This is a genomic window from Pseudomonas sp. Marseille-Q5117 (genome assembly GCF_946901175.1).
Classification (GTDB): Bacteria; Pseudomonadota; Gammaproteobacteria; order Pseudomonadales; family Pseudomonadaceae; genus Aquipseudomonas; species Aquipseudomonas iranensis.
The window spans coordinates 1-18,973 of sequence record NZ_CAMPPP010000011.1 but is presented as its reverse complement, the minus strand read 5'-3'; the positions used below and the strand labels follow the sequence as shown (position 1 = coordinate 18,973).

The following is an 18,973-nucleotide window of genomic DNA, read 5'->3' as shown; positions in this document are numbered from 1 at the left end:
CTCGCGAATAGTTGCCGCGACTCGGTTTACAGCTCGACAACAACCGCCTGCGACGCACGCGTCGCCTTGGCGCGAGCAGCCTCGATCGACTCATCACGGGCCAGCGCCACGCCCATGCGGCGCTGACCGTTCACTTCCGGTTTGCCGAACAGACGCAGCGCCGTGTCCGGCTCGCTCAACGCAGCGCCCAGGTTGGCAAATGCGGTCTGGGTCGACTGGCCTTCCACCAGAATCACTGCCGACGCCGATGGGCCGAACTGACGGATCAGCGGCACCGGCAGGCCGAGAATCGCGCGGGCATGCAGGGCGAATTGCGACAGGTCCTGAGAAATCAGCGTCACCAACCCGGTGTCATGCGGCCGTGGCGAGACTTCGCTGAACCACACCTGATCACCTTTGATGAACAGCTCGACGCCGAACAGACCACGGCCACCCAGTGCTTCAGTGACTGCTTTGGCAACGCGCTCGGATTCAGCCAGAGCAATCGGGCTCATGGCCTGCGGCTGCCAGGATTCCTGATAGTCGCCCTTCTCCTGACGGTGACCGACCGGTGCGCAGAACGTGGTGCCGCCAATGTGGCGCACGGTCAGCAGGGTGATTTCGTAGTCAAAGTCGATGAAGCCTTCGATGATCACCCGACCTTTGCCGGCGCGACCGCCCTCTTGCGCGTAATCCCAGGCTTTCTGTACGTCATCGGCGCTGCGCAGCAGGCTCTGCCCCTTGCCCGACGAACTCATCACCGGCTTGACCACGCAAGGGAAACCCAGGTCCTGAACGGCTTTGCTGTAGTCCTCGAAGGTGTCGGCGAAGTGGTACGGCGAGGTCGGCAGGTCCAGCTCTTCGGCAGCCAGACGACGGATGCCTTCGCGGTTCATGGTCAGCTGCGCCGCACGCGCGGTCGGAATCACGGTGAAGCCTTCGGCTTCCAGCTCGACCAGCGTGGCGGTGGCGATGGCTTCGATTTCCGGCACGATGAAGTGCGGCTTCTCGGCTTCGATCACTGCACGCAGAGCAGCACCGTCGAGCATGTTGATCACGTGGCTGCGATGGGCGACTTGCATGGCCGGCGCGTTGGCGTAGCGGTCGACGGCAATCACTTCAACGCCCAGGCGCTGCAGTTCGATTACCACTTCCTTGCCCAACTCACCACAGCCACACAGCAATACGCGGGTCGCGGTTGGCGACAATGGAGTTCCGATACGGGTCATCTCAGGTCCTCAAAGGAAGCGGATCATCGAGGAAAGCCACGCGAGTGCGCTTTCCATGGGGAGAAAGCGCGGCATTTTACATGAACCCGAGGGTTTGGCTTCAGCTGGCGACAGCCTGTTTGCGATCACGCCAGGCCATGATCAGCCAGACCGCGGTAACGCCGGCAAACTTGGAGGCCAGCGCGGTGATGATCACCGGCGGCGTCAAGGCGTCGATCATGCCGAAGAAGATAAAGGTATCCAGTGGAATGCTCAGCGCCGAACTGATCCACAGACGATCACGCAACGGCCGCTTGGTGATGCTGAACACCAGCCAGTCGATGCACTCGGAGACCGCGAACGCCGTGGCGCTGGCCAGCGCGATGGAAGGGTCGGACGTGATGTAGGAAAGCACCAGCGCCGCCAGCATCGCCACGATCGCGCCATGACCGAAGCGCGTTTGCACCATGTCGCGCAGCACGAACACCAGGCCGCCCCAGGCCGACCAGATGATGTCCAGGTGCGGAGCGGTGGAAAAGGCGAAGTTGATCAGCACGACGCTGCTGATGTAGGCGATAAGGAAGATCATGGGGGCGGCCTGTAAATGTGGCGCACAGGTTACTTGAGCGCTGGTATTGCGCCAATAGGTGCGGTGACAGGACCGACGTCTTCGCGAGCAGGCTCGCTCCCACAGTGGAAAGCATTTTCAAGGTCGGAGCGAGCCTGCTCGCGAAAGCGGTGGTTCAGACGCCTGACTTCGCGGGAATCATCCAGACCAATCCACTCGCCTTCGCCCGTTCATGACACAACCCCAGCACCACGCGGCGCTCGTCATTGCTCATGCGGCCCCAGCGGGTGATCTCCGCGACCGTGCGCTGGCACCCGGTACAAACGTCATCTTCATCCAGCGCGCAGATATTCACGCAAGGCGAGGCGACTGGTCGTTCAACAGTCGTCATTGTTCCTGCTCGACCAGATCGCGGGCGTAACGCTGCGAGTTATGCACATAGTGCGCGGCGCTGGCTTCGAGCATCTTCTTTTGCGCCTCGGTCAGTTCACGTACGACTTTGCCCGGCGAGCCCATCACCAGCGAACCGTCGGGAATCTCCTTGCCTTCGCCGATCAGCGAATTGGCGCCGATGATGCAGTTCCTGCCGATCTTCGCGCCGTTGAGAATCACCGCGTTGATACCGATCAGGCTGTAATCGCCGACCGTGCAGCCATGCAGCATGGCGTTGTGGCCGATAGTCACGCCGGTACCGATGGTCAGTGGGTAACCCATGTCGGTGTGCATCACCGTGCCGTCCTGCACGTTGCTGTTCTTGCCGATGAGGATCAGTTCGTTGTCGCCGCGCAATACGGCGTTGAACCAGACGTTGGCGCCCTCTTCCAGGCGAACCTTGCCCACCAGCACGGCATTGGGCGCGACCCAGCTCTGTGGATGGGTTTCGACACGGGCGTCGCCCAGGCGGTATTTCATCTTGTTTTCCTCGGGGCTCACGGCCGTTCGAACGACGGCTCAGGTATCGATAAAGCTTTTCGGCGGTCGGTGCAGGCTGATTTTGGCGTCATAGAGCAGGTTGATCAACTCGACGATCATGATCGCCGTCAGGCCCCAGATCTTATACTCGCCGAAGCGATAGCTCGGCACGTACCAACTGCGGCCCTGATAGTCGATGCGATGGGTATGCTCACGCGGGTCCTTGCGGAAGAACTCCAGTGGGACGCTGAAGACGGAGGCGATCTCGGCATCATTGGGCTGGTATTCGACAAAGTCAGGAATCACGCCGACATACGGCGTTACCTTGATGCCGTGCAGGGAGATCAGCGGACTCAGCGGGCCGATGACTTCGACCAGGCCCGGTGGCAGGCCGATCTCTTCTTCGGCTTCGCGCAGCGCGGTGAATATGAGGTCCGGATCTTCCGGGTCGCGGCGCCCTCCGGGGAAAGCGACCTCGCCGCCGTGGGTCGAAAGCCCGCTGGCGCGCAGGGTCAGGACCAGTTCCGGTTCGTCACTGCGGGTGATCGGCACCAGCACGGCGGCCTCGGGGAAACGTGCGTCGGTCTCCAACGTGCGCGGTGTGTGGTTGCTTACCCTATGCAGTAGCTCGTCCAGCATGAGTGTTCTCGATCGGTGCCTTGCTCCGCATCATGCACCAATCAAAGCGAGCGCCCAAGCCCCCGAAACCCGTCGTGTCGCGAAACGACAACTTGCCGACCGGCCCCGCTGCACGCCAAGATAGGCGCAGCATTCAGGAACCCGAGCATGAAATTTTGCAGCCACTGCGGTAACCCGGTCACCCAGCGCATTCCCGAAGGCGACTCGCGGCTGCGATTTGTCTGCGACAGCTGTCAGACCATTCACTACCAGAACCCCAATATCGTCGCCGGCTGCGTGCCGACCTGGGGGACGAAAGTGCTGCTCTGCCGCCGCGCCATCGAGCCGCGTCTCGGTTATTGGACGCTACCTGCCGGTTTCATGGAAAACGGCGAGACCATCGAGCAGGCCGCCATCCGCGAAACCGCCGAAGAAGCCTGCGCCCGGGTGCGCAACCTGAGCATCTACACGCTGATCGACGTGCCGCACATCAGCCAGGTGCATGTGTTCTTCCGCGCCGAACTGGCCGATCTGCAGTATGCGGCCGGGCCGGAAAGCCTTGAAGTGCAGCTGTTCGAAGAAGCCGACATTCCCTGGGACGAGCTGGCGTTCCGCACGGTCGGGCGCACGCTGGAATGTTTCTTTGCCGATCGGCGCAGCGAGGTTTACCCGGTGCGTTCGGAGTCGATTCCGCCACTGGTGCAGCCGGCGATCACTTGAGCTTCGCGGCACCCTGCCGATAACCACACCTGCATCTATCACTATGTGTCTGCGTCATTCTTGGGGAATCGTTTCAATGCGTTGGTTGCTTGCCCTGTTGTGCCTGTCGTTCGTCAGCGTTTCGCAAGCGTCATTCGTGACCACCGTGACGCCCTCGAACACTCCACTGATCGAAAAAGTCCTGGTACTCAAATCGGCCCACCAACTGCAGTTGATTGCCGACGGCAAGCCGCTGAAGACCTATCGCATCTCCTTGGGCAAGGGTGCGAAGAAAGGCCCGAAACTGATCGAGGGCGACAAACGCACACCCGAAGGTTTCTATTGGATCGACTGGCGCAAGACCAGCGACAAATTCAACCTGTCGATGCACATCTCCTACCCGAACATCAGCGATGCCGCCCGCGCACGCCGTGAAGGTGTCGAGCCCGGCGGGATGATCATGATCCACGGCACTCCGGATTCAGCAGACAATCCGGAGCAGTTATTCCACACCCTCGACTGGACCGACGGCTGCATCGCCATGCGCAACGTCGACATGCGTGAAGTGTGGAATCTGGTACCGGACGGCACGATGATCGAGATTCGTCCGTAAACTCGACCGCTGGTCACCGCAACAAAAATAAATCAAAAGATCGCAGCCTGCGACGGCGCCTACAGGGGTGATACCACTCTCAACTGTAGAAGCTGTCGCAGGCTGCGATCTTTTGCTTTTTATGGGCCACCACTAATACCACTTTAAACAGTGCCCCCTGACACCCGCCAATCCATTGGGCCAGACGCCGTTTGATCGCGTTGACATGGTATTCAAGTGGTATTAGCTTCCGTCGCACAAGCGAGCCACAACAATCCTATACTCGCGACGGAAACGACCTACATGAACGACCTTCAAACCCTACGTCCCGATGACTCCCAGCCGACGCCGCTGTACTTGCAACTGGCGCGCAATCTGGAAGCGGCGATTCATGCCGGGCAGTGGAAGGCCGAACAGGCGATGCCGTCCGAGCGCAACCTCAGCGACCAGCTCGGCATCTCCCGGGTCACCGCACGCAAGGCTTTGGAAGTTTTGCTCGAGCAAGGCCTGATCCGCCGCCTGCAAGGCTCGGGCACGTTCATCACCCCACGCCTGGAACAACCGCTGTCGCGTCTGTCCGGCTTCAGCGAAATGCTGCGCCTGAAAGGTTTCGTGCCTAGCTCGAAGTGGCTGGAGCGGGAGATCACCCTGCCGACCCACGAAGAATTGATCCGCCTCGGCCTGTCGCCGAACGACAAGGTGGCGCGCATGAAGCGCCTGCGCAAAGCCGATGACACGGTCATGGCGATCGAAATGAGCACCCTGCCCGCGTCGATCATGCCCAGGCCGCAAGCGGTGGGCGATTCGCTTTACGAATACCTCGACGGCATCGGCAAACCGATCGTCCGCGCCCTTCAGCACATCCAGGCAATCAACGCCTCGGACGAATTCGCCGCACTGGTCGGCATCGCCCCCGGCACCGCCATGCTGCTGATGACCCGGGTCGGCTATCTGGAAGACAACACGCCGATCGAAGTCACCGACACCTATTGCCGCAACGACTACTACGACTTTGTTGCAGAGCTTCGTAGATAAAGAGCCGCGTCGCTGAGCGCGGCCCCAAGCGAGAACGAAAATGTCCGAAGACAACATCCTCACCGCCAGCGGCTGGGTTCGCGGCCGGCTGATTCACGAACACGGCAAGATCGTGTCGATCGAAGGCGTGCCCTGCGATCCAGCCACTAACGATCTGCCCTATCTGCTGCCGGGTTTCATCGACCTGCATGTGCACGGCGGCGGCGGCAAAGACATCATGGAGGGCGCCGAAGCCTTCGAAACCATCAGCAGAACCCATGTGCGTTTCGGCACCACCTCGCTGTTGGCCACGACCATGACCGCGCCAAGCGCGGAGATCTCAAATGTCCTGAAAGAGGTAGGAGAATTCTGCGAACAGCGTCCGAAAGGCGCCGCGCGAGTCCTCGGCGTGCACCTTGAAGGCCCGTACATCAACCCGGGAAAACTCGGCGCTCAACCGAACTTCGCCCACACCGCATTGATGGCCGAAGTCGAAGAATATCTGGCGCTGGCGCCGATCCGCGTCATCACCATTGCCCCGGAAATCGCCGGTCACGATGCATTGATTCGCGAGCTGAGCAGCCGTGGTATCCGCATGCAGATCGGCCACACCCTTGGCAGTTACGAGGAAGGCGTCGCTGCGCTGGCTGCCGGTGCCAGCAGCTTCACTCACCTCTATAACGCCATGAGCCCGCTGCATCACCGCGAGCCGGGCATCGTCGGCGCAGCACTGGCCCACGCCAAATACGCCGAGCTGATTCCCGATCTGTTGCACGTTCATCCCGGCGCCATCCGCGTGGCCCTGCGTTCGATCCCGTGCCTGTATTGCGTCACCGATTCGACCGCCGCCGCCGGCATGCCCGACGGTGAATACAAGCTTGGCAGCCACACGGTGACCAAATGCCTGGGCGGCGTGCGCCTGCCCGACGGCACGCTGGCCGGCAGCACCCTGACCATGGATCAGGCCCTGCGCAATCTGGTCAAGATCGGTTTGCCGATCGCCGAAGCCTCGCAGCGTCTGTCGCAATTTCCCGCCGACTACCTCGGCATTACCGAACGCGGACGCCTTGCCCCCGGCGCCTGGGCCGACTGCGTGCGGCTCGATCGCTCACTCACACTGACCGCCGTCATGGTCGAAGGAGAAGACATTGACTTCAAAAATGCTTGAAGAGGCGCTGTCCTCGTTCGAGGCCGTGCAAGCCCAACTGCAACAGCTCGACGCGCCGATGATCGAGATCGCCGGGCGCCTGCGCCGCCAGCCACCGCAAGTGGCGATGACCGTCGCGCGCGGCAGCTCCGACCACGCGGCGAGCTATTTCGCCTACCTGACCATGCAGCAACTGGGCGTGCCGGTGTCCTCGTTGCCGATGTCGGTGGTGACCATGCAGCAGGCGCCACTGAAAGTCAGCGGTCAGGTCGCCTTTGCGTTTTCGCAGTCGGGGCAGAGCCCGGATCTGGTCAACAGCCTGCGCCTGTTGCGCAAGCGTGGCGCGCTGAGCGTGTCGATGGTCAATGCCGCCGACTCGCCACTGGAGGCGGCTTGTGAATTCAGCCTGCCGCTGCTTGCCGGCACGGAAAGCAGCGTCGCCGCAACCAAGAGTTTTATCGCCACCCTCAGCGCCAGCGCGCGTTTGATCGCGCACTGGAAAGAAGACAGCGAATTGCTGCAAGCCCACGATGCGCTGCCAGAAGGCCTGCGCGAAGCGGCTAAACAGGACTGGAGCGTGGCCATCGAAGCCCTGCGCGATTGCGAGCGCCTGATGGTGATCGGCCGTGGCGCCGGTTTCGCGATTGCCCAGGAAGCGGCGCTGAAGTTCAAGGAAACCTCAGCGATTCAGGCCGAAGCGTTCAGCAGCGCCGAAGTCCGTCACGGCCCGATGGCACTGATCGACGAACACTATCCGCTGCTGGTTTTCGCCCCACGCGGCGCCGAGCAGGCCGGCCTGCTGAGTCTGGCGGCGGAAATGCGCCAGCGCGGCGCCCGGGTCTTGCTCGCCGCGCCGGATGACGTCAGCGAACGCGATCTGACCCTGAGCCGTGCCGAACACCCGGCCCTCGACCCGATTCTGGCGATCCAGAGCTTTTACGTGATGGCCGCAGGCCTGGCCGTGGCGCGGGGGATGGACCCGGATCAGCCGCGCCATTTGAGCAAAGTGACCCGCACGCACTGACAACTGCTGACGGATGTACCCGTGTAGGAGCTGCCGAAGGCTGCGATCTTTTGATCTCGACCCATGAAAACAAGATCAAAAGATCGCAGCCTTCGGCAGCTCCTGCAGGGGACATCGAACCGAGATTCAACCCATGAGACCCAGCCATGCCCGACAACAATAAAGAGCTGACCCTCAGCGCCCCGCTCAGCGGCCCGGTGCTGACGCTCGCCAACGTCCCGGACGCGGTGTTCGCCAGTGGCGCGATGGGCGACGGCATCGCCATCGACCCGCTCAACGACACGCTGTATTCGCCCTGCGCCGGCGTGGTCATCCACGTTGCGCGCAGCAGCCACGCGGTGACCGTGCGCGCCGACAACGGTGCGGAAATCCTCCTGCACCTGGGCCTCGACACCGTTGAATTGAACGGTGAAGGTTTCGCCATGCTGGTCAAGGAAAGCGATCGCGTCAGCCTTGGTCAGCCGCTGCTGCGCTATGACCTAGACAAGGTCGGTCAGCACTGCAAAAGCCTGGTCAGCCTGTTGATCCTGACCAACAGCACGGATTTTCAGGTGCGGCCGATCACCCTCAAAGCGGTGAAAGTCGGCGAGCCGTTGCTGCACATCATCGCGCGCAATGTGGTGGCGGCGAATACCGATACAAGCGGCGGGCCAGAGGTTCGTGGCCAAGTTCGGGTCGCTCATCGCGGCGGCTTGCATGCGCGCCCCGCTGCGCTGATCCGCCAGACCGCCCAGGGGTTCAGCAGCCACTCACAGCTGCACTTCAACGGCAAAGCGGCGCCGTGCAACAGTCTGATCGGTTTGATGGGGTTGGCGATTGGTGAGCAGGATGAGGTGCAGGTCAGTTGTCAGGGGCCGGACGCCGATGCCGCATTGCAAGCCCTGCTCAGCGCATTGGCCACGGCGCTGCCGGACGATCACCACGCGCAAGCGCCGACCACCGCAGCCGCGCTGAAACGCCCGGCCGAGGCTGGCGTGTTGCACGGTGTTTGCGCGGCGCCGGGGCTGGTCGCCGGGCCGTTGTTTCGCTTGAACGCGATCACTTTGCCGGCGGATGCGGGCCATCACGATCAAGTGCAACAGCAGCCGATTCTTGAAGCGGCCTTGAACGCGGTGCGCAGCGAAATCGCCGCCACCCTCGCCCAAGCGAAAAAGCACAAGAGCGCCGACGAAGAAGCGATCTTCGCTGCACACATGGCGCTGCTTGAAGACCCGGCCCTGCTCGACGCCGCGCAGCAATTCATCGCGCAAGGCACCGCTGCGACGCACGCCTGGAGTCAGTCGATCGACACGCAGTGCGACATGCTCCAAGGCACCGGCAGTCCGCTGCTGGCCGAACGCGCCAACGATTTGCGTGATCTAAAACAACGCGTCCTGCGCGCCCTGCTTGGCGAGGCCTGGCAATACCAGGTTCCGGCCGGCGCCATCGTTGCCGCCCACGAACTGACGCCATCGGATCTGCTGCAACTCAGCGCGCAAGGTGTCGCCGGGTTGTGCATGGCCGAAGGCGGCGCGACCTCCCACGTAGCGATTCTGGCGCGCGGCAAAGGTCTGCCGTGCATCGTCGCTTTGGGCGCGCAATTGCTTGATCAATCACAAAATCAGGCCATGGTGCTCGACGCTGATGGCGGGCGCCTCGAATTGACGCCAAACGCCGAGCGCCTGGCCGAAGTGCAACAGGCGCAGATCGAGCGTCAGCAGCGTCGCGACAGCCAACAGGCCAAAGCCCATTTGCCCGCTGAAACGCGCAATGGCGTGCACATCGAAGTGGCTGCCAATGTCGCCTCGAGCAACGAAGCGACAGACGCTTTTGCCAACGGTGCCGATGGCGTCGGCCTGTTGCGCACCGAGTTTCTTTTCGTCGATCGCCAGACTGCACCGGACGTCGAAGAACAGCGCAGCGCCTATCAAGCGGTGATCGATGCCATGGGCGACAAGCCAGTGATCATCCGCACCATCGACGTCGGCGGCGACAAGCAACTCGACTACCTGCCGCTGCCGGCCGAAGCCAACCCGGTGCTCGGTCTGCGCGGCATTCGGCTGGCCCAGGCGCGCCCGGAAATTCTCGATCAGCAACTGCGCGCGCTGCTGCAGGTCAAGCCGTTGTCGCGTTGCCGGATTCTGTTGCCGATGGTCACCGAGGTCGACGAACTGCTGCACATCCGCCAGCGCGTCGATGCACTGCGGCTTGAAATGGGCATTGCCGAGCGCCCGGAAATCGGCGTGATGATCGAAGTCCCCGCCGCCGCGCTGCAAGCCGAACAACTGGCCGAACACGCCGACTTTCTCTCGATCGGCACCAACGATCTGTCGCAATACACCCTGGCCATGGACCGCGACCACGCCGGGCTGGCGGCGCGGGTCGATGCCCTGCACCCGGCGCTGCTGCGCCTGATCGCCATGACCTGCGAAGGTGCGGCGGTGCACAAGCGCTGGGTCGGTGTCTGCGGCGCCCTCGCCTCCGACCCGCTGGCGACGCCGGTGCTGGTGGGTCTGGGCGTCACCGAACTGTCGGTGAGCCCGGTGCAGATCGGTGAAATCAAGGACCGCGTACGTCAGTTGCATGAAGCCGAATGTCAGCGCCTGAGCCGCGACCTGCTCAAGCTGTCCAGCGCCGCCGCCGTTCGCCACGCCTGTCATCAACATTGGCCTCTGCGCTAACAAAAACAAAAAGGACAAACGCCATGTACCAACTCTTCATCGAGGGCCTGCAACGCCTGGGCCGCGCGCTGATGCTGCCGATCGCGATCCTGCCGATTGCCGGCCTGCTGCTGCGCCTGGGCGACACGGACCTGTTGAACATCGCGATCATTCACGATGCCGGACAAGTGATCTTCGCCAACCTGGCGATGATCTTTGCCATCGGCATCGCCGTCGGTTTCGCCAAAGACAACAACGGCACCGCCGGCCTCGCCGGAGTGATCGGTTATCTGGTGATGATCTCCACGCTCAAGGTGCTCGACTCGACGATCAACATGGGCATGCTCGCCGGGATCGTCAGCGGCCTGTTGGCCGGCGCGCTGTACAACCGCTTCAAGGACATCAAGCTGCCGGAGTATCTGGCGTTCTTCGGTGGCCGGCGTTTTGTGCCGATCGTCACCGGGTTCGCGGCGGTGGGTCTGGGCGTGCTGTTCGGCTACATCTGGCCGCCGATCCAGCAGGGCATCAACGCGTTCGGCGCGCTGATGATGGAAAGCGGCAGCCTCGGCGCGTTCGTCTTCGGCGTGTTCAACCGCCTGCTGATCGTCACCGGCCTGCACCACATCCTCAACAACATGGCGTGGTTCGTCTTCGGCAACTTCACCGACCCGACCACCGGCGCGCTGGTGACCGGCGATCTGTCGCGGTATTTTGCCGGCGATCCGAAGGGCGGCCAGTTCATGACCGGCATGTTCCCGATGATGATCTTCGGCCTGCCCGCCGCCTGCCTGGCGATGTACCGCAACGCCCTGCCGGAGCGGCGCAAGGTGATGGGCGGGATCTTCCTGTCGATGGCGCTGACCTCGTTTCTGACTGGCGTCACCGAGCCAATCGAATTTGCCTTCATGTTTCTCGCGCCGCTGCTGTTCCTCCTGCACGCGCTGCTGACCGGGCTGTCGATGGCGATCACCAACGGCCTGAACATTCATCTGGGCTTCACCTTTTCCGGTGGCTTCATCGACATGATTCTCGGCTGGGGCAAGTCGACCAATGGCTGGCTGGTGGTGCCGGTCGGGCTGGCTTATGCGGTCATCTATTACCTGGTCTTCGACTTCTGTATCCGCCGCTTCAATCTGAAGACGCCGGGGCGCGAAGACGTCGCCAGCGCCGAAAAAGCCGTGCTCTCGGAAACCGAACGCGCCAGTGCGTATATCAAAGCCTTGGGCGGCGCCGAGAATCTGCTCACCGTCGGTGCCTGCACAACGCGACTGCGCCTGGAGATGGTCGACCGCAACAAGGCCTCGGACGCCGAGCTGAAAGCGCTGGGCGCAATGGCCGTGGTGCGCCCGGGCAAGGGCGGCAGTTTGCAGGTCGTGGTCGGGCCGCTTGCTGATAGCATCGCCGATGAAATTCGCTTGGCGATGCCGGCGCTGGGCCGTGCGGTTCTGGCTGAAACCGTTGTTGCTACCGATGAGCCCAAGACAGTTGCGCTTACAAGCAGTGAAGCGCAGCAATGGCTGAATGCGCTGGGCGGCAGTGACAATGTGCTGCAGCTCGACTGCATCGCCATGACCCGCATTCGCCTGCAACTGGCCGATGGCAAGGCATTGTCCGAGGCGCAGCTGAAGGCGCTCGGGTGCCAGGGTGTCAGCCAGCTGGATGGCGGTGTCTGGCATTTGCTGGTCGGGGAAAAGGCCGCGAGTTTGAGTGGGGCGCTGGAGGGGTTGGTCAGTCGCCGGGAGGTCAGCGCGCAGGCTTGAATCTGTCGTGGTTTGGCGGGCCGCTTCGCGAGCTGGCTCGCTCCCACTTTTGGAGCAGATCAACAGCCCCTCACCCAAGCCCTCTCCCGGAGGGAGAGGGGACCGACCGAGTTGGTTGGATGACGGCGCCGAGGTGCGATACCGAGCTGAATGCATATTTTGAACACCCCACAAATCAGCTCCCTCTCCTCGGGGAGAGGGTTGGGCGGGCGGCGTTCCGATGAGTGGCGAATCCACCACAAAACCAAAGCCAGACACCACCCGCTTCTAACCACTCAAAACAATGAGCCCAAGCTCGAGTCCGCTTTTGACTTTGGAGCCCGTCGGAAGGCTGAGCGCAGGGATTGATCCGGGGTGGGAGCGCAGCGACCGTACGACGCAGTGGAAAAAGTGCCTCGCCGCAAGGGCGAAACTGCCAGCCGCAACACTCGAAGAAACGGATACTCACCCAAACCCAGCCCCAAACCCATACATATATACCACCCCACAAAACACCCTCCTCGCCATGCTGGCCCCTCATTCCCAGCCTGGAGAACGTGCCCATGAGCACCCCCAACGCCCCCACCCCCGATGAGATCAAAAGCGACCTCAACCAGATCGGTGATTACCTGTTCAATACCCCTGACCCACTTCTCCCCGAACACAAACCGACCACCGAACAGACCTACCTGAAAACCCTCAATGAACAGCTGAAAACCTACCGCACCAGCTACCAGCAGCGAAGCCGCGCGCTATACCAAGAGCTCGAAACCAGCGACCTGCAAAGCGACACAGGCAAAAAGCTGATCGCAAACCTGAAGATCAGACTCAACACCCAACTGATCAACATGGACCTGCGTGATCAGATCGACGGCAAACCGGCAAAAACATTTCTGACGTACGACGCCGGATTCACCGCTATCGGCCACGAAGCACGGCAAGCCGTCACCGATCGCCTGCTCCACCCGCAAGCGGGCGAGCTGCTGAATAAACTCGACCTGGCCCCGATGCTGCGTCCCGCCATTCATGCATTGCAGTTCAGCTATCAGGCCACCACCGTCGAACTGGCCGGCGCCTTTGTCGTAACGGAAAAGGACAGCCCCCGAGTTCCCGATCTGCTGAAAGACCAGAGCGTCGGCTACGCCCTGCTTTTCACACCTGCACGCGGTATCGAGTTCTTCAATTCGCCGGCCGATCTCGACACTCATCTGCGCGAGTCGCTGAACTCGCGCAGCGGCCGCGAGGATTTCATGCAAATGCTGCCGACCCGTTATCACGATGTCGGTGCCGCAGGGATCTGGCCGCTGTCGCTCGCGCCGATCGACAGCAAACCCTTGTTCGAACACACCTACGACGCGCTGATCGAGAAACGCACGCAGGATATCGAGCGTGCCTTGAGTTTCGCCGACAACCCGCAACAAGACCCAACGCTGTTGCTCGAAGCGCTCGAAAAAGCCATTGCTACCGCCCAGCCGGATCTCACTCCACGCCTGGAGCTGCGCGCACAGACCCTGTTCGAACGCCATCTGCGCTACAGCGCACCGGACTGGTACCGCAGCGCCAGCACTGCACGGCAGACCGAACTGGCCGAGCACTTGCGCAACTATCAGCAGGCGCGACAACACTTGCTCGACCTGATGGAGCCGGTAGGCAGCCTGTTGGCGCTGGCCCGCGAACAATGGCTGGAACGCCTGAGCAACGAGCTGGGAATCGACGATCTGGAGCCGGAAAAATTGCAGGTCAGCACCGATCGCCGAGTGCCGGGCTATGGCGTCTATGCGCATCAGAGCAATTTGCTCGATCTGTCCTTGCGCGGTCCCCACACCGGCGATGAGTTACCGGGATCAGAGTTTTTGAACTACACCACCCTGACCTATGATGGTGCGCCCTTGCCGGAAACCTTTGCCGACGTGACACCGGCGTGGCTGGTCGGGCAAGCGCTGAAACTGCAGCCGCGCATCGACTTCAATCGCTTGCAAAAAGAAATGCAGGCCAAGCCTGCGATCAAACCCGCCATTGAGCGAATGCTCGACCTGCGAATCGTCGCTCTCGCCCATACGGCGGTACTCCAAGGGCACCTGCAAGACGGTGATCTGCAGCTCATCCAGCGCCTGCGCAGCGGCAGCGATGCCCATCTGCGCGCCGCCACCCTGTCGCTGCACGGCGCGCAACTGCAAGATCTGTGGGTGCTGCGTCAGAGCGACGACAAGGGCGTGATCAAACGTGTATTGCTGTGCACGCCGCAGGCGCCGCGAGAGCAGCAGTTTCAGGCCTTCACCAGTGAACGCGAATGCCAGACCCATCTGTTGGGCTGGGCCGGGCACAGTGATGTCGCCGACAGCATGGCGGGCTACCTGATCAGCCGTGCGCCGATACGCTTTCGCCCGACGCTACGCAAAGTGCTGGCAGGGCTGAGCTTCAAGCCTGATGCGCTGGAGCATCGGAAGGTGACGTTCGGGCACACCGGCAACCATGTCGATTGCCTGCAAGCCATGGCCGAACACGTACTGGCCACGCGGATCGACAACTATGACTTCAGCACGCCCACCTGGTATCGCTCGACAACAGCAGCCAATCGCCGGGCATTGTCGACCTTCACCGAGGAGGCCGAGGGCGCATTGCGCGCTTTCAATCAACATCACTTGTCGGGCAGCCGCTTTCCAGCCTTCAACGACTACGTCCACGAGCAGGCGAAAATCAGTCTGAACCGCTTGCTCAAGCGCCCGGCCAATGATGTCGACCCGGATACCGTATGGGCTTACTCGCCGACTTCCATCGTGCGCTCCTCGACCCCGAAGCCGTTGACCTACACCCAGCTGTATCGCGACGGCTATGCCGACGGCATCGGTTTTCTCGATGACAAATTCTCCCGCTCGGCCCGCTTCAAAGGCCCGCCGGATATCGATATCAGCAGCCTCACCGCGCAGAACGTCGCGCGCTCGGTCACCGGAATGTGGATCGGCCAGCGTTACACCGACAAGGTCAAGGCTGAACTGCAGAGTGCGACAAGCGAGGGCTACGAGTTCCGCCGTAACGCAACCCTGGCCATCACTCAGCGCCAGATGAAAAGCGCTGCGCTGGAATGCCAGCTGCAGGGTCACATCGCCAGCAGCGATCGGCAATGGCTGGAGCAGAGCATCACCAGCATGGATGAATCGTCTGGAGTGACGCGTACGAAATTCCCCATCCACCGCTTGATGATCGACGGCGAATGGGTGATCGACGCCTGGCTGTTCAGCCATGGTGATAACCCGGTTCTGCTCTACACCCCCGACGCGCCCGACGGTGTCAGCTTTCGCGAAGCACGGCTGTTCAACTACTTGCTCCAACAGCAGGCTGGAATGACCGAATACTTTGTTCTGCGCGTCAGTGTCAGCGCTCAGCCGCGGATTCGCACTTTCCTCGAAAACGTCAAAACTCAGTTGCCCAAAGACCTCAATAAAATCACGCCAAGCCCGCCACGTTACGACTCGACACCAGCGACCGACGCCGTCAGCGATCTGCGCACGGCGCTATACAACATGAAGCTGCAACGGCGAATCGACAATGTCCACGCCACCACCACCAGCCGGACCGAAATGATCGCCGGGCTGATCTGGACCAGTGTCGAATGGATCACCGCCATCGCCACCGCGCCCTTTCCGCTGCTAAGCCTGAGCACCGGTCTGCTGCTGGCCTTCAAGGACGCCATGCTCGCGCTGCACGCTTATCGCCAAGGGGACCACGGCGAAGCCTTCCAACACCTGCTCGGTTACTTGTTCAACAGTACCGGCGCAGTGTTGACCGATCTGCGTCCCGCCTTGCGCTCACTCAAGCCCGTGCGTCGGCTGTTGCGTAAAGGGATCGCCAGTGCTGGCAACGAACAGCAGGGTGTCGTGAGACTGATTGATCAGGTAGCCCCAGCACCGCAATGGCACAGTTTGCGTCTGGTCCAGTTCAGAGGGAGTTTTTACTACGCCAAGCACGATCCCGACGCACTGGGTCGTTATTTGCTTTATCAGATGAAAATGAGTGACCCTCCCGTCTCGACCGGTATTCTCGTCGTGCCCGATCTTGACGGAACAATGAGGCGCAGCGGCATGGTCGGCGGCGCGCCGAAGTACGACGCCGTGCCCGAGACACCCGGTCCGCACAAAGACTATGGCGTGGCGCAAAAGTACCGGCAGCGCATCGAGGCGGTAATGGATCCGCAGTTCCGCGCCAGCGTCCTGGCGAGTGGGCAGGATTACATGGGTACGTCACCCCTCGCGACCGTGATCGGCGTAGTCGATGGACTCGCAAAAACACGAATCGCTTACCTGAAACAGGTCGACAAACTCACCGCAGACGCGAACCGTCATTTCGCCGAACTCGCCCCGCGGCCTGTTCGCGCTCGGGTCCCTGACGTGGCCGCCGACGCCTCGTTTGCACAATTGATCGCCAGCGACGCATGCAAAGGAAAAAATCTGGTGATTGGCGCCGCGCCCGGCTCCATCGCCAGCAAAAAAGTGCTGATTGAAAATATGGACGCGCTCGTGGCCAAGGGTTTCAAGCGCCTTTATGTTGAGTATGTCGCGGGAGACGTCTTTTATCCCAAGCTGCAAAAGTTGAACAAAGGTGAAAGCTGGAAGCACATCAAAGATCATCTCAAAGCCGTCGACAAGGCACTGGGGCACGCAGAGGGTTCGCTCTACTCTTATCGAGCACTTGTGCGTGCAGCTCAAGAAAAGGGACTCCAGATTCATGCACTGGATGCCTCTACCAGCTACCAACTGGAGCACTTCATGGCGATGTCGACGATCTCGCCTCTGACGCCACGCAGCAACAGCATCCGCAACTTCTATTCGCACCAGACCCTTGCAGCCAACATCGCCGACGCCCCTGAAGACCGCTGGATTGTCCTGACCGAGCAGTCACGCATGAGTACCTTCGATAACACCCCGGGGCTGGCCGATTTGCACGACGCTGTAGCCGTGCGTGTTGAAGATGTCGACCTGTATCAACCCGCTCGCATTGGCCTGGACTCTCCCGCAGCAACCGCCGGGAGTGCGACGGCCCAAGGCGATTATCTGGTGCAGATGCCGACCGTGTACAAAGCACCTCGGCCGGTCTCCAAGCCAGCGGCAACTGCCACGACTTCCAGTCAATTGGGCGACTACGATATGGCGCCGTCGTTTCACGAGGGTGTTGTCAGGCTGATGCGCGACAGTAACGGCTTGAACAGTTTTTACGAGCCCGCGAAAGGCGACCGGCTGTTATTCAGCGCTTTTGTTGGCGCACGCCAGCGCTTGGGCAAAGCGGCCAGAGATACATTGGCCGAGTTCAAACCTGCAACAACAGCGGCGCTCCCGACGATCACCGCCGAGGAAACCTTCGACACGTTTTTGCAAAAACTGGCAGACGGTCGCTTGAATCTCCTGATCGGTGAAAACCCAACCGAAGTATCAGGCAAGGCGCTGCTCAGGAAACACATGGAGGCATTCAAGGATGCGGGTTATGACACGTTGTACCTGGAGCGTATATACACCGATCTGCATCAGGCGGATCTGGACATCTTTCACCTGACCCAACGGATGCCCGAGCGACTCAAGACTCATCTGCACATGCTCAGCGCGGATCGGCCGAGTGGTTATGTGGGTACCGACAATTACAACGAGGTATGTGAGGCGGCGGCCAAATACAACATCCGCATCAGGGCCATTGATTGCGTCGCCAGTTACAACGTCAAGGGATTGCCTGATCCCGAGTTGTCGAGGAAGGAGATGTTCAGCTACTTCGCCACTGAAACGATCAAAGCCGATCAATTGGTCCACGGACCGCATAAATGGATCGCGCTCATCGACAGCACGCAGACCAACTACAGTCTCGGCGTTCCGGGGCTGGGGGAAACGCTGAGCGCGGTCAGCCTTCATGTTCGCGACAGTGCGCCTGATCTCGCCAGCTCGATCCAACAAGGCGCGTGGGCGACAATAATCCCGGAAAAAGCCATCGGCGCACGGGCTGTGCGCAGTGATTTCACGATGAACCTCGCAGTCGCAGGCAAGAAGGAGATTGCCCCTGCGCCACCGGTCAGCCGCAGTAAACTGACTCACCCCGGGCTGTTCCTGATCGAAAACGAGGGCACCAGCGGAACGCGTCTGGTGCATAAATCCAAGGCTGGCGAAATAGTGGTCACACCGATTCAGGTCAACGACCGAGGCTTGTTGTTCATTGATCGATGGGGCAAAAAAGACGAGGGCTTCAAATACCTGCGGACGTTGATCAGCATGCTGGTAACTGACATCAAGCTGGTGCAGGTGACGTAAATCTGATTGCACGTCGAGAAGAACCACTGGGCCCGGCGGCCCAGTGGTTTTTTTATGTCCGAGCCGACATTTGCGCGCCTGACTCAACTACGCGGGTCAACCCGATCCAGCGCCCGATTCACCGCCAGCTCGGCGAGCATGATGATCTGCTGTATCGCCAAAGCCGTATTGCGTTGCGGACGGCCCAGTTGATCGGCGAAATCACTGGCCAGGGTATTGGCTGAAGCCAGTGATTCACAGGCATGGGCGAGCAGGCTTTCAGTGTCGATGTCGGGCTGAATCAGAAACATAGTGCTGGGCGGATGCGACTTGCCAGGCTGCGGGCAAAGGTAGAAATCGAGAGCGCGCTTGATCGCTTCGCGGTTTTTCGCGAGGTCGTCGGCGCGGATGGTTTGTTCGAGGGGGGTGGTGGGTTCGAGGGGTGGGTCGGGGACGATCTTATCCAAAATGCTTCTCCTGCGGATGCTGATGGGCAGCCATCGATCGCCGGATCTCACGCGGCGAATAGGTGGCAGCTATGTGCGAGGTGAGATCCACCGGGGCAGGCAAC

General features: G+C 61.2%; 14 protein-coding genes. 8 read left to right on the top strand and 6 right to left on the bottom strand.

Going from position 1 to position 18,973, the window contains the following annotated elements:
* Positions 1 to 26: 26 nt before the first annotated feature.
* The 5 genes from purT to OC605_RS17570 all read right to left on the bottom strand — a co-directional run bounded on the left by purT (position 27) and on the right by OC605_RS17570 (position 3,306).
* The gene (purT, locus tag OC605_RS17590) at positions 27 to 1,208 is read right to left on the bottom strand and encodes a formate-dependent phosphoribosylglycinamide formyltransferase (RefSeq protein ID WP_024011715.1); all 1,182 of its coding nucleotides are present in this window, start codon (positions 1,206 to 1,208) and stop codon (positions 27 to 29) included.
* A gap of 100 nt (positions 1,209 to 1,308) precedes the next feature.
* Entirely contained in the window at positions 1,309 to 1,776 is a 468-nt protein-coding gene (locus OC605_RS17585) for a VUT family protein (RefSeq protein ID WP_016771544.1), read from the bottom strand.
* Between the two features lie 154 nt (positions 1,777 to 1,930).
* Positions 1,931 to 2,146: a DUF1289 domain-containing protein gene (locus OC605_RS17580; protein WP_071174484.1), complete on the bottom strand. Its 216-nt coding sequence runs from the start codon at positions 2,144 to 2,146 to the stop codon at positions 1,931 to 1,933.
* Entirely contained in the window at positions 2,143 to 2,667 is a 525-nt protein-coding gene (locus tag OC605_RS17575) for a gamma carbonic anhydrase family protein (protein ID WP_071174483.1), read from the bottom strand. The genes OC605_RS17580 and OC605_RS17575 overlap by 4 nt, the downstream gene beginning before the upstream one ends.
* Before the next feature lie 39 nt (positions 2,668 to 2,706).
* Positions 2,707 to 3,306: a CoA pyrophosphatase gene (locus OC605_RS17570; RefSeq protein ID WP_262138465.1), complete on the bottom strand. Its 600-nt coding sequence runs from the start codon at positions 3,304 to 3,306 to the stop codon at positions 2,707 to 2,709.
* 147 nt (positions 3,307 to 3,453) lie between these two features.
* On the opposite strand from OC605_RS17570, the gene OC605_RS17565 reads away from it, so the two are divergent.
* From OC605_RS17565 to OC605_RS17530, 8 genes are all read left to right on the top strand, one after another.
* Positions 3,454 to 4,005, top strand: a complete 552-nt coding sequence (locus OC605_RS17565; protein ID WP_016771548.1) for an NUDIX hydrolase — start codon at positions 3,454 to 3,456, stop codon at positions 4,003 to 4,005.
* Positions 4,006 to 4,081: 76 nt separating this feature from the next.
* On the top strand, positions 4,082 to 4,597 hold the full coding sequence (locus tag OC605_RS17560; RefSeq protein ID WP_024011712.1) for a murein L,D-transpeptidase family protein: 516 nt from the start codon (positions 4,082 to 4,084) through the stop codon (positions 4,595 to 4,597).
* Between the two features lie 282 nt (positions 4,598 to 4,879).
* Entirely contained in the window at positions 4,880 to 5,611 is a 732-nt protein-coding gene (locus tag OC605_RS17555; RefSeq protein WP_016771550.1) for a GntR family transcriptional regulator, read from the top strand.
* A gap of 40 nt (positions 5,612 to 5,651) precedes the next feature.
* Positions 5,652 to 6,758, top strand: a complete 1,107-nt coding sequence (nagA, locus tag OC605_RS17550; protein WP_262138463.1) for an N-acetylglucosamine-6-phosphate deacetylase — start codon at positions 5,652 to 5,654, stop codon at positions 6,756 to 6,758.
* The gene (locus OC605_RS17545) at positions 6,739 to 7,761 is read left to right on the top strand and encodes an SIS domain-containing protein (RefSeq protein ID WP_262138461.1); all 1,023 of its coding nucleotides are present in this window, start codon (positions 6,739 to 6,741) and stop codon (positions 7,759 to 7,761) included. The genes nagA and OC605_RS17545 overlap by 20 nt, the downstream gene beginning before the upstream one ends.
* A 146-nt stretch (positions 7,762 to 7,907) precedes the next feature.
* Complete coding sequence (gene ptsP, locus OC605_RS17540) at positions 7,908 to 10,421, top strand: phosphoenolpyruvate--protein phosphotransferase (RefSeq protein WP_262138459.1); 2,514 nt, start codon at positions 7,908 to 7,910, stop codon at positions 10,419 to 10,421.
* Between the two features lie 23 nt (positions 10,422 to 10,444).
* Positions 10,445 to 12,160, top strand: coding sequence for an N-acetylglucosamine-specific PTS transporter subunit IIBC (gene nagE / locus OC605_RS17535; RefSeq protein ID WP_262138458.1), 1,716 nt, complete (start codon positions 10,445 to 10,447; stop codon positions 12,158 to 12,160).
* A gap of 542 nt (positions 12,161 to 12,702) precedes the next feature.
* The gene (locus OC605_RS17530) at positions 12,703 to 18,423 is read left to right on the top strand and encodes a membrane-targeted effector domain-containing toxin (protein ID WP_262138456.1); all 5,721 of its coding nucleotides are present in this window, start codon (positions 12,703 to 12,705) and stop codon (positions 18,421 to 18,423) included.
* Between the two features lie 83 nt (positions 18,424 to 18,506).
* Here OC605_RS17530 and OC605_RS17525 read toward each other — a convergent pair whose 3' ends face one another.
* Positions 18,507 to 18,869 (bottom strand): DUF6124 family protein, encoded by a 363-nt coding sequence (locus OC605_RS17525; RefSeq protein WP_262138454.1) that lies wholly within the window; start codon positions 18,867 to 18,869, stop codon positions 18,507 to 18,509.
* Between the last annotated feature and the right edge of the window lie 104 nt (positions 18,870 to 18,973).

Excerpts from the sequence above, each read along its gene's own strand:
- purT (WP_024011715.1), bottom strand. The coding sequence starts at position 1,208 with ATGACCCGTATCGGAACTCCATTGTCGCCAACCGCGACCCGCGTATTG.
- OC605_RS17585 (WP_016771544.1), bottom strand. The coding sequence starts at position 1,776 with ATGATCTTCCTTATCGCCTACATCAGCAGCGTCGTGCTGATCAACTTC.
- OC605_RS17580 (WP_071174484.1), bottom strand. The coding sequence starts at position 2,146 with ATGACGACTGTTGAACGACCAGTCGCCTCGCCTTGCGTGAATATCTGC.
- OC605_RS17575 (WP_071174483.1), bottom strand. The coding sequence starts at position 2,667 with ATGAAATACCGCCTGGGCGACGCCCGTGTCGAAACCCATCCACAGAGC.
- OC605_RS17570 (WP_262138465.1), bottom strand. The coding sequence starts at position 3,306 with ATGCTGGACGAGCTACTGCATAGGGTAAGCAACCACACACCGCGCACG.
- OC605_RS17565 (WP_016771548.1), top strand. The coding sequence starts at position 3,454 with ATGAAATTTTGCAGCCACTGCGGTAACCCGGTCACCCAGCGCATTCCC.
- OC605_RS17560 (WP_024011712.1), top strand. The coding sequence starts at position 4,082 with ATGCGTTGGTTGCTTGCCCTGTTGTGCCTGTCGTTCGTCAGCGTTTCG.
- OC605_RS17555 (WP_016771550.1), top strand. The coding sequence starts at position 4,880 with ATGAACGACCTTCAAACCCTACGTCCCGATGACTCCCAGCCGACGCCG.
- nagA (WP_262138463.1), top strand. The coding sequence starts at position 5,652 with ATGTCCGAAGACAACATCCTCACCGCCAGCGGCTGGGTTCGCGGCCGG.
- ptsP (WP_262138459.1), top strand. The coding sequence starts at position 7,908 with ATGCCCGACAACAATAAAGAGCTGACCCTCAGCGCCCCGCTCAGCGGC.
- nagE (WP_262138458.1), top strand. The coding sequence starts at position 10,445 with ATGTACCAACTCTTCATCGAGGGCCTGCAACGCCTGGGCCGCGCGCTG.
- OC605_RS17530 (WP_262138456.1), top strand. The coding sequence starts at position 12,703 with ATGAGCACCCCCAACGCCCCCACCCCCGATGAGATCAAAAGCGACCTC.